Origin of the sequence: Rugamonas sp. (assembly GCF_025354735.1) — a bacterium.
Classification (GTDB): Bacteria; Pseudomonadota; Gammaproteobacteria; order Burkholderiales; family Burkholderiaceae_D; genus Rugamonas.
This window is the reverse complement of record NZ_JANXMI010000288.1, coordinates 1-11,000: the sequence shown is the minus strand read 5'-3', so window position 1 is coordinate 11,000 and position 11,000 is coordinate 1. Positions and strand designations below refer to the sequence as shown.

The window sequence follows — 11,000 nt, the reverse complement described above, 5'->3', positions numbered from 1 at the left end:
GCCCGGGCCGTGCAGGTCGACCAGGATGTCGATTTCGTGCGCGCGTATCAGCTGCGCGGCCCGCAGGTCGTCGATGCCGGCGATGCGCACGCAGTGGTCCATGCCGTTGACGAGGCGCTCGCGCAGTGCGGAGCCATCTTCGTCGCTCCAGCAAAAACCGTAGACTTCGACCAGCGCGCGGTCGTGCAGCTGGTACAGCTCGGCGCTCATGCGCGCCACCGGGTGCTCGCGGAAATCCGGCGACAGGTAGCCGATGCGCAGCCGGCGGTGGCGGTAGCCGGCGGCGTCGGACAGCGGCGCGCCGGCTGCCGGCTGCAGGCTGGCGTGGCGCCGCGCCGCGGCCAGTTGCCGCGCCGGATCGTCGCTGGCGGCCAGCGTGGCGGCGGCCGAGGCGGCGTCCAGCAACTGCGCGAGGTCCAAGCCCGGCAGGGCGGCCAGCACGGGCCAGACGCATTGGCGCTGGCGCAGGTCGATCCAGTGCCCGATGACGCCGGGCTGGGCGGGATCGAGCAGCAGGCTGCGCGTCAGCGCCTCTTCGGCGTCCGCGTCGCGGCGCTGCAGCGCCGACAGGCGGCCTATGTGATTGAGCAACTGGATCCGCGGCGCGCACGGGGCGGCCGGGTCGGCATCGCACAAGTCCAGCCCTTCGCGCCACAGCGCCAGGGCGGCGTCGGGGCGGCGCCGGCGCTCCATCAGGGCGCCCAGGCCCAGCCGGGCCTCGGTGAAGCCGGCGCACAGCGCCAGCGCGTTGCGATACGATGGCTCGGCGCCGGGGTCGTCGCCGGTCTGCACCTGCAGCACGGCCAAGTTGTACCAGGCCGCATACAGCAGCGGCGTGTCGCAGTGCGCGAGCCACAGCCGGTACAGCGCGATGGCCTGTTCCGGCCGGCCCTGTCCGGCCAGCAGGCCGGCGATGCCGATCAACTCGGTGATCGCCAGCACGCCCAGCCGCGCCTGCGCCAGGGCCAGCGTCGTCGCCTCCGCGAGATTGCCGGCGGCGATGGCGGCGCTGATGGGCTGGGACATGATGGCGTCAGGTCCGCGGCGCGCCGCTCAGCGCGGCAGGAACCGGATCACGTAGGTGTCGGGCTGGGCGTCGCCGAAGGCCAGGTCGGGGTCGGCGCCCATGCAGGCGGCCAGTTGGCGCAGGGCCGCTTCCAGCGTCGGGTTCGACAGCGGATGGCGCGTCAGCGGCACCCCGTGCACCGTGTCAAATCCGGCCTCGTGGAACAGGGTCAGCATCGATGCCCGGCTGAACCAGTGGCGCTCGGCGGCGCTCAGCAGGCCGCTCGCGGCGTAGCGCAAATCGCCGACCGCCAGCCGCACTTGCATGCTCCAATGCTGGGCGTTGGGGAAGACCGCGATCACGCTGGCGCCGGGCCGGATGCAGGTGCGGATGCGCCGCAGCAGCCGGGCCGGATCGGCGCTGCGTTCCAGGGCCTGGTCCAGGATCCAGCAGTCGGCGTCGGCGTGGTCGCGGAAGAAGGCGTCGTCCAGCGCGTCGATATCGACCGCCATCACCTCGCTGGCGCCATCCTGGCGCGCCAGCGCCTTGTCCGGGTGGCCGCCGGCGGCGATGTAGCGCCGGCCGCGGTCCGCCTCCATGCAGGCGCGCGCCAGCAAGCCATCGTTGGCGCCCAGTTCGACCACGGTGCGCGCCTCCGCCGGCAGCAGCAGCAGCACCAGCTGGCGCAGCTCGGCCGCGGCCTGGGTGGCGGCGCTCCATTCGTCGAGATTGTAGCTGCCGCTGCGCTTGACCGTGCCCTGCCAGTCGTGGCGCAGGTAGTGGCGGGCGGCGCTGGTGGTGTCGGCGCGGAAGTCGTCGCGCAGCCAGTCCAGGCCCTTGATCAATTCGTCGCGGCCGGCGCGGTGCAGGGCCAGCATCGGCTCGGTCATCGGCGCCCCATGCTTGGTCGGCATCGGCCACAGTCGCAGCACGTCGACGTCGACCAGCATGCAGGCCGGGTGCAGATAGCGGATCGCGCCGTCCTCATAGTCGACGTCGAAGCCGCCCTCGTTGACGTGGTTGACGTAGCCGACCCCGTACATGCCCGGCTTCAGTTCGTCCCGCAGGCTTTCCAGGAAGCCGGCCTTGACCACCTGGATATCCGAATCGAGCACCAGCACCGGACCGTGCAGCGGCAGGTTCTGGAACGCCCACGCCATGCCGGGGCCGTGGTGGATGTTGTAATCGAAGTGGAGCACGCGCACCTCCGGATAGCGCGCGCACACCGCCTCGATCGCCGGATACTGCTCGGCGCCCGAACCGTCGATGATGGTGACGGGGTTGCGGTAATGGGCGCGGAAAGTGCGCAGCAAGTCGTCAATCAGCTCGGCCGAATTGTAGGAGACGGAAATGACCGGGATCTGCTCGATATCCATGGTGAACGGGCCCAAGGTCAGCCGCGATCGTAGACCGCTTGTTCGGCCGGATCGAGCGGGAACGACGGCGTGCCCTTCATGCGCGCGTGCGGCGGCCGTATCTCGCGCTTCTCGATCACCATGATGCTGTCGTAGTAGTGGATCGCGAACGCGCTGCGGGTGAAGTCGTTGACGGCCAGCGCCGGGTCACGGGTGTACCAGGCGTTGAGCTGGTCGATCAGGTTCTTGGTGTATTCCATGAAGGTGTGCGGCTGCTTGTAGCCGCCGCCGAAGAAGCCGGGCCAATAGCTGGTGTGCATGTCTTCGCACAGATAGACGCCACCGACGTTCAGGTGGCTCCACAGTTCTTCGAAGGTGGTGCGCTGCTGCAGCATGGTGTGGCCGCCGTCGTCGAGCACGATGTCGCACTTGGGCACCGTCAGCGTCAGGTTGCGCAGCGATTCGCGGCTTTCCTGGTCGCCGATATGGATCGTGATGCGGTCCTCGGCCAGCTCGGCGCAGCGCGGGTTGATATCGACGCCGTGGATCTGCGCCTCGGCGCCGAAATACCATTTCCACATCTGCAGCGAGCCGCCGTGCAGCACGCCGAATTCCATCATGGTGAGAGGGCGGCCGCGAAACTGGTGGAAGTGGCGCTCGTAGATCTCAAAGTAGTGCATCCACTTGTGGATCATGCGGTGTTCATGGTTTTCGAAAAAGTCGATCAGTACGCTGCCGTTGTGTTGGGTGTCCATCGAAGCTCCGGGAATGAAGGTTGGGTGATTGAAAACGGCTTATTTGTTCAGGATGATGGCCATGGCCTGCCGCAGCAGCGCATAGATCTTGTCGAGGTCGTAGGCCGCCTCGACCTGCTCGTGCACCGATGACAGATACCAGATGCAGGTCGGCAGCTTGGCCGTCAGCATGTCGCGCACCACGGCGCGGTTGCGCACGAACTTGCCGTGTTCGTGGGCGTCGCACAGCAGCTGCATCCATTCGATGTTGGCCTGGATGCGGACCCGCTCGTTGCGCTGGTCTTGCTGGTCGTGAATGCGGAAGTAGCTCAGCGCCTCCGGCAGATAGATGCAGTCGGCGTTCGAGATCGCCGCCAGCCAGGTCGCGACATCGGACAGCGTCACGTACTGGCGGCCCAGGAACATGCCGAACTGGCCCGGCACCGCGCTGCGGCGGAACAGCACCGTGGTCGGCTCGCCGACCATGTTGCGCCCATTGCTGAGCATCATGTCGCCCAGCGACGCGCCGCCGACGGCGGTGCCGATTTCGAACAGGCGCTCGGTGCCCGGCAGCGGCGCCATGTAGCGGCCCTCGGCGTCGATCAGCTGGCGGAACGAGGTGACCAGGCCGATGTTGGGCTGGCCCAGCATGCAGGCCATCATGCGCGAGATCTTATCCGGATGGAACAGGTCGTCGTCCATCAGATAGTTGATGAACTCGCTGGTCGAGTTGTGGTAGCAGTTGAAGAAGTTGTCCATCATGCCCATGCCCGGCGAGCGCAGGTAGCGGATGTAGGGGTAGCGCGCCAGATAGGGCGCGAAGCGTTCGCGCGTCAGTTCGTTGTCGCTGTTATCGCTGATGACGATTTCCAGGTTGCCCCAGGTCTGGGCCAGGATGCTTTGCAGCGCCAGTTCGGCATACTCCGGCCGGTTGTGGGTCGGCATCAGGATGGCCACCTTCGGCAGCGCGGGGTTGATCTCCGGCGCGCGGGCGCCGGCGAACTGCGGCGCCTTCAGGCCGGCGTTGCCCTTGAGGGCGATCTGCTCGAAGCGCTGCTCCAGGTCGCGCACGAATTGCGCGCTGTCGAACAGGGCGCAGTTCAGGCGTTGCTCGTGCAGCTGGCTCTTCAGCGCCGCCACCCGCGGCCGATCCAGCGCCAGCTCGACGGCCAGCGCTTCGTAGTCGGCCAGGCTGGTGGTGATCAGCTGCGGCAGGTCGACCGCGTGCAGCAGGCTGCCGGCCATGCGCGACGAGAAGGTGCGGCCGGCGCAGGTGATCACCGGCAGGCCGGCCCACAGCGCGTCGCTGGCGGTGGTGCCGCCGTTGAACGGCGCGGTGTCGAGGAACAGGTCGGCCACCTGGTAGCGCGCCAGGTAGTCGGACGGCACCACGCGCTCGGCGAACACCAGGCGTTCCTTGGCGACGCCGGCCAGCTCGGCCTGGCGCGCCAGGTTGGTGCGCACTTCGGCGATGTCGGCCACCATCCACAGCAGGCTGCCCGGCACGCGTTGCAGGATGCGCATCCAGGTCGCGAACATCTCCGGGTTGACCTTGAAGTTGTTGTTGAAGGCGCAGAACACGAAGGCGTCTTCCGGCAGCCGGTTCGCCGCGCGCGTCGGGCGCGGGCCGATGATGCGCTGGCGGTCGTTGATCTGGAAGGTGCGCGGCATGTGCAGCGGCTTCTCGGTGAAGTAGGGCTCCAGCTCCGGCGGCAGCACGAAGGGGTCGGCGATCACGTAGTCGATCGAGGGCATGCCGGTCGGGCCGGGCAGGCCCAGCCACGTGACCTGCACCGGCGCCGGCCGGTAGGCCAGGATGTTGGGACGGGCGCCCAGGGTCAGGCCGTGCAGGTCGACCAGGATGTCGATTTCGTGCAGGCGTATCAGGCGCGCGGCCTCCTCGTCGCTGAGGGTGTGGATGCGGATGTGGTGGTCCATGCCGGCCAGCACGCGCGCGCGCAGCGGCGAGCCGTCCTCGTTGCTCCAGTCGAAGCCGAACACCTGGACCTTGCTGCGGTCGTGCAGGCCGTACAGCTCCGCCGTCAGGATGGACACCGCGTGCGAGCAAAAGTCCGACGACAGGTAGCCGATGCGCAGGCGGTCGTGGCCATAGCCTTGCGGACCGCTGAGCGGGCTGACGTCCTGGATCACCTTGTCGGCGACGAAGCGGCGCGACGCGGCCAGCTGCTGGGCCGGATCGCCGGACGCGCTGAGCATGGCCAGCGCCGACGTCGCGCCCATCAGCTGTTCTTCCGCAATGCCGCTGGCGTCGCTGCTGTAGACCGGCCACTTGCATTGCTTCTGGCGCAAATGGACCCAGTGCGTGATGACGTTCTTTTGCTTGGGATCGAGGCGCAGGCTGCGCGTCAGCATGTCTTCGGCGCCCGGGAAGTTCTTCTGGATTTCCATCAGGCGGCCCAGGTTGTTGAGCGCCTGGATGCTGAACGCCTTGTCGGCGGCCAGTTCGGGATTGCTGTACTCGAGCAGCCGGTTCCAGCTGGCCAGCGCCTCGTCCGGGCGCTTCAGGCGTTCCAGCAGGGTGCCCAGGTTCAGGTGGGCCTCGTTGAACTGCGGATTCTGCGCCAGCGCCATGCGGTAGGCCGCCTCGGCGCCGGCGGTGTCGTCGGTGGCGCCGAGCATCACCGCCAGATTGAACTGCACCGCGTACGCGAGCGGCGAGCTGGTGTTGGCCAGCCAGGCGTGGTACAGCTTGATCCCGAGCGGACGATGGCCGGCGTCGACCAGGTCCTGGCCGGTCTGGAACAGCTCGATGATTTGCAGTGCGCCCTTCTGCGCATGGGACAGGGCGGCGCGTCCGGCGGCGAGGACGGCTTCAACGTTGGTGGTGGGCATGCGGTTCGGTCGGTGAGGGGTTGATCAGGCGCGCAGATAGCGTTGCAGTTGTTCTGCGTGCTGTTCCGGATGCAGGAAGAAGAAATTGGTCGGGACGGTGTGTTCGTCCATGCTGCCGAATTCGACCAGGCGCCCGCCCTCGGCGGTGTAGACCCGGTAGCCGATGGCGCGGAACAGCTCGAAAATCTCGTTGGGGTTGTAATCGAACTTGGCCGACCACTTGCGCAGGATTTCCGACAGCACGATGGGCTTGTCGCGCGCGATGGTCTGCCGGCCGCCCTTGAACACCAGCAGCTCGGCGCCTTCGACGTCGCACTTGATGAAGTCGACGCGGGTGCCGGTGTCGGCGCAGAAGCCGTCCAGCGTGCGCACTTCGCACTGCGCGGTGCGGACGTCTTCGCGGCCGGTCAGGTTGACCGCCGAGGCGTTGCCCGAGCCTTCGGGCGGATAGTAGAAGGTGAACTGGCCGGCCTGCTCGGACAAGCCGAAGTTGTACGGCTGGATGTTGGCGCTGGCGTTCAGCGCCAGGTTTTCCCGCAGCCGGGCATAGGTGGTCGGGATCGGCTCGAAGGCATACACGGTGGTGGCGCGGCGCGAGGCGGCGATGTTGATCGAGTACCAGCCGATGTTGGCGCCGATGTCGAAGAAATTGGCGCCGTCGGCCACCAGGTTTTCCATCATCGTCGACTCTTCCTTCTCGTAGTCGAAGAAGTTGAGCGTCTCCATCGGCGCCACGCGGTAGTCGCCGGGCGTGCAGGCGATGCGGATGCCGCGGTCGCGCGACGTCATGATGACCTTGCCGTCCTCGACCTCGATCTTTCTGACGTTGGTCTGGCCGATGTAGGCGGCGTAGTCGAACAAGGCCGCGTGGTGCGCCTCGTACATGGTCTTGATGAAGGTCGGCTTGTCGATGGCGCCTTGCTGGAACTGGGCCAGCGTATCTTGGATCGGGATCATGTCAGCATTCACGGTAGGGGTTGGCGGTTCAGGCGCGGGCGGCGGGCCAGCCGTCCAGCTTCAGGCCCATTTTGTCGCGCAGGAAGTCCTGGCTGCCGGCGCTGCTGATAAAGGTGTTGGGTATCGCGATGCGCTTGATGGCCGGCAGCGTGCTCAGCACGCCGGCGCTCAGCAGATCGTGCAGGCCTTCCAGCACCGCCGAGCCGAAGCCGCCGTTGGCCTGGTGTTCCTCCAGGGTGGCGACGTCGGTGTAGCGTTGCGCCAGTGCCGCCAGTTGCGCGCTGTCGATGGGATTGACGAAGGGGAAGCTGTACAGGTCGACCTGGGGCGCGTGCCGCTCCAGGTAGCGCGCGGCGTAGCCCACCATGTCGCCGGTCGCGAACACGGCGGCGCCGGCGCCGGCGCCGACGCGCACCGGCACGATGCCGCCCAGGGTGAGGACCGGCGGCTGCGCGTGCAGGCGCGGCTCGCCGGCCTTGTTCAGGCGCATGTAGCACGGGCCGCGGTGCTGGCCGATGAAGGCGGTCATGGCGTCGACCTCGGCCGGGTCGCCGGGCGCGGTGACCACCATGCCGGGGATGGTGCGCAGCATGCCCAGTTCCTCGGTGGTGTGGTGCGAGGTGCTGAGCGGGCCGTAGGCATAGCCGCCGCCGACGGCGATGATCTTGACGTTGGCTTCGTGATAGGCGACGTCGTAGCGGATCTGCTCCATCGCGCGCAAGGTCGGGAAGTTGCCGATCGAGTAGCAGAACACGGTGTAGCCCTCCAGGCTCAAGCCGGTGGCCAGGCCGACCATGTTCTGCTCGGCGATGCCGACGTTGAGGAAGCGCTCCGGGAAGGCGGCGGCGAACGGTTCCAGTACAGAGTAGCCGAGGTCGCCGCACAGCAGAAAGATGCGCGGGTCCTGGTGCGCCTGCGCCATCAGGGTCGTGATAAAACTGTTTCTCATTGTGGATCCTCTTGCAGCAGCTCGGCGCGCGCGGCCGCGAACTGGGCGGCGTCGGGCGATTTGTAGTGCCAGGCCAGCTGGCCTTCCATGAAGCTGACACCCTTGCCCTTGACGGTGTGGCAGATGACCACGCGCGGCTGGTCGCCGCGCCCTTGCCTGGACAGCGCGGCGGCCAGCTGGACGTGGTCGTGGCCGTCCACTTCCAGCGTTTCCCAGCCGAAGGCCCTGAACTTGTCGGCCAGCGGCTCGAGGTTCAGCACCTCGGCGGTGCTGCCGAAGCTCTGGATCTTGTTGTAGTCGACCACCAGGGTCAGGTTGGCGAGGCGGTGGTGCGGCGCGAACAGGATGGCTTCCCAGTTCGAGCCTTCATCGAGCTCGCCGTCGCTGACGATGGCGTAGGTGTGCCAGTCGGCCTTGCGGCGCTGGCCGGCCAGCGCGACACCGGCGGCCACCGAGAGCGCATGGCCCAGGCTGCCGGTCGACAGTTCGACGCCCGGCACCTTGTGGTTGACGTGCGAAGTGAAATAGCTGCCGTTGTCGGTGAAGGTGTCGAGTTCCGCCCGCGGGTAGAAGCCGGTCTCGGCCAGCACGGCGTACAGCGCGGTGCAGGCGTGGCCCTTGCTGTAGAACAGGCGGTCGCGCTGCGGCGCTTTCGGCTGCGCCGGGTCGATGGTCAGCAGGCCGCCGTACAGCACGGCCAGCACGTCGGCCACCGAGAAGGCGCCGCCCAGGTGGGAGGCGCGCTTGTTGTGGCACATCTGCAGGCATTGCAGGCGGATGCGGCGCGCCAGCGCGGTGGTGTTGGCGGTGTCGATGGTGTCTGGGGTCGTCGGCATCATGGCTTTACAGGTAGCTTTCTATGGTGCGGCGGAAGCCGTCGGCCAGCGAGGTGGCCGGACGCCAGCCCAGCGCCGCGGCCTTGGCGATGTCGGGGCAGCCGCGCGCGACGGCGCTGGCCAGGTAGTTGTCGCCGGGCGGACGCTCGACGTAGCTCAGCGTCAGGCCTTTTTCCGGGTACAGGCCGACCAGCAGCTGGCCCAGCGCGCGCATGCTGATTTCGCCGTCCGGGTTGCCGATGTTATAGGCCTGGCCGGGCACGCCGTCCAGCAGCACTTTCCAGAAACCGGCCACGGCGTCGGCTGAATAGCAGAACGAGCGCGTCGCCAGGCCGTCGCTTTTGAGCGCGATGTCCTGGCCTTGCAGGATGCAGGCGACGAAGTCGGCGTACACGCGGCCGTCGTCGAGCAGCATGCGCGGGCCGTAGGTGTGGAACGGGCGCGCGATGGTGGCCGGCACGCCGAACTGGTGCTGCCACGACACGCACATGTTCTCGCCCATGCGCTTGCTCTCGGCGTAGCAGGCGCGCACATTGGTCGGATCGACGGCGCCGTAATCGGCTTCGGCGGTCGGTACCCGGCTGGCCGTGCCATACACTTCGCTGCTGCTGAAATACAGGAAGCCTTTGCTGGCGCTGGCGCGCGCCAGTTCCAGCAGGGCCGCCGTGCCCAGCGTGTTGGCGCTCAGCGTGCCGACCGGATCGGTCGCATAGTATTTCGGACTGGCCTGGCTGGCGGCGTGGATGATGTAGCCGGGCTTTTCGGCCAGGGTGAACGGTTGGCTGACGTCCTGCTCGATGCAGACCAGGTCGGCGCGCCGGGCGTAGTGGGCGTAGCGGCGCTCGAAGCCGGCGCGGCTGCGCACCATGGCCAGCACGCGGATGTCCAGTTGCCGTGTTTCGTTCAGGTACAGCAGCGTCTCAACCATGTAGGACGGCAGGAAGCCGGACGCGCCGCTGATGCAGACGGTTTGCCCGGCCAGCCGGTTCCAGTCGACGCCGGCGCCGGCCACGATGGCGGCCATGTCGGCGCTTTCAATCGGATGGCGCGTCGTTGGGGTCATCTGGCCCGCCTCAGAAGCCGACGCCGAAGAATTCCTCCAGCTTGGCGATGGCGAAGTCCAGCATCTCGCGCGTCAGGCCGGGGAACACGCCGATCCAGAAGGTGTCGTGCATGACGCGGTCGGTGTTGACCAGCTCGCCGGACACCCGGTAGTTGCGGCCGATCATGTAGGGTTGGCGCGTCAGATTGCCGGCGAACAGCAAACGGGTACCGATCTTGTGCTGGTCCAGATAGGTCAGCAGGTCGACCCGCGCCACGTTCGCCGCCGGCTTCAAGGTCATCGGGAAGCCGAACCACGACGGGTCGGAGTGCTCGGTCGCCTCCGGCAGGATCAGGAATTCGGCGCACGACTGCAGCCGCTCCTTCAGATAGGCGAAGTTGTCCTTGCGGGCCTGGATGAAGCCGGGCGCGCGGTCGATTTGCGCCAGGCCGCAGGCCGCCTGCATGTCGGTAATCTTGAGGTTGTAGCCGAGGTGGCTGTAGGTGTACTTGTGGTCGTAGCCCATGGGTAGCGTGCCCAGGCATTGGCAGAAGCGCTTGCCGCAGGTGTTGTCCTTGCCCGGCGCGCAATAGCAGTCGCGGCCCCAGTCGCGGAACGATTCGGCGATCATCTTCAGTTCCGCGTTGTTGGTGAACACGGCGCCGCCTTCGCCCATGGTGATGTGGTGGGCGGGGTAGAAGGACATGGTGCCGATGTCGCCGAAGGTGCCGACCATCTTGCCGCGGTAGGTCGAACCCAGCGCGTCGCAGCAGTCCTCGATCAGCCACAGATTGTGCTTCTTGCAGATGGCGGTGACGAGGTCCAGGTTGTAGGGATTGCCCAGCGTGTGGGCCAGCATGATGGCCTTGGTTTTCGGCGAGATCGCCGCTTCCAGTTGGGTCACGTCGATATTGTAGGTGCCCAGTTCGACGTCGACGAACACCGGCACGGCGCCGAATTGCAGGATGGGATTGACCGTGGTCGGGAAGCCGGCCGCGACGCCGATCACTTCATCGCCCGGCACGATCGCGCGCGAACCCAGCTTCGGCGAGGTCAGCGTGTTGAACGCGACCAGGTTGGCCGAGGAGCCGGAGTTCACGGTGATCAGGAAGTCCACGCCGATCAGCTTGGCCAGCCTGGCCTCGAACTGGTCGTTGAAGCGGCCGGTGGTGAGCCAGGCGTCGAGCGAGGCTTCGACCATCAGTTCCATCTCCGGCGCGCCGACCACTTTGCCGGCCGGCTGGATCACCGTCACGCCGGGTTCGAAA

At 67.2% G+C, this 11,000-nt stretch carries 8 protein-coding genes and 1 pseudogene; all 9 read right to left on the bottom strand.

The window, feature by feature from the left end:
- Positions 1 to 1,026: pseudogene (locus Q0S71_RS23485) on the bottom strand (UDP-N-acetylglucosamine-peptide N-acetylglucosaminyltransferase); the annotation flags it as partial.
- Positions 1,027 to 1,053: 27 nt separating this feature from the next.
- A complete protein-coding gene (locus Q0S71_RS23480; RefSeq protein ID WP_296001155.1) occupies positions 1,054 to 2,397 on the bottom strand; it encodes a methyltransferase domain-containing protein in 1,344 nt (447 codons plus the stop codon).
- Positions 2,398 to 2,399: 2 nt separating this feature from the next.
- On the bottom strand, positions 2,400 to 3,116 hold the full coding sequence (locus tag Q0S71_RS23475) for a class I SAM-dependent methyltransferase (RefSeq protein WP_296001152.1): 717 nt from the start codon (positions 3,114 to 3,116) through the stop codon (positions 2,400 to 2,402).
- Between the two features lie 39 nt (positions 3,117 to 3,155).
- A complete protein-coding gene (locus Q0S71_RS23470) occupies positions 3,156 to 5,948 on the bottom strand; it encodes a glycosyltransferase (RefSeq protein ID WP_296001150.1) in 2,793 nt (930 codons plus the stop codon).
- Between the two features lie 24 nt (positions 5,949 to 5,972).
- A complete protein-coding gene (locus tag Q0S71_RS23465) occupies positions 5,973 to 6,905 on the bottom strand; it encodes an FkbM family methyltransferase (protein ID WP_296001148.1) in 933 nt (310 codons plus the stop codon).
- 28 nt (positions 6,906 to 6,933) lie between these two features.
- Positions 6,934 to 7,854 (bottom strand): transketolase C-terminal domain-containing protein, encoded by a 921-nt coding sequence (locus Q0S71_RS23460; RefSeq protein ID WP_296001146.1) that lies wholly within the window; start codon positions 7,852 to 7,854, stop codon positions 6,934 to 6,936.
- The gene (locus Q0S71_RS23455; RefSeq protein WP_296001144.1) at positions 7,851 to 8,690 is read right to left on the bottom strand and encodes a transketolase; all 840 of its coding nucleotides are present in this window, start codon (positions 8,688 to 8,690) and stop codon (positions 7,851 to 7,853) included. Before Q0S71_RS23455 ends, Q0S71_RS23460 begins: the two co-directional genes overlap by 4 nt.
- Before the next feature lie 7 nt (positions 8,691 to 8,697).
- On the bottom strand, positions 8,698 to 9,753 hold the full coding sequence (locus tag Q0S71_RS23450; RefSeq protein ID WP_296001142.1) for an NAD-dependent epimerase/dehydratase family protein: 1,056 nt from the start codon (positions 9,751 to 9,753) through the stop codon (positions 8,698 to 8,700).
- 10 nt (positions 9,754 to 9,763) lie between these two features.
- A partial coding sequence (rfbH, locus tag Q0S71_RS23445; RefSeq protein ID WP_296001140.1) for a lipopolysaccharide biosynthesis protein RfbH occupies positions 9,764 to 11,000 on the bottom strand: 1,237 nt, incomplete at its 5' end.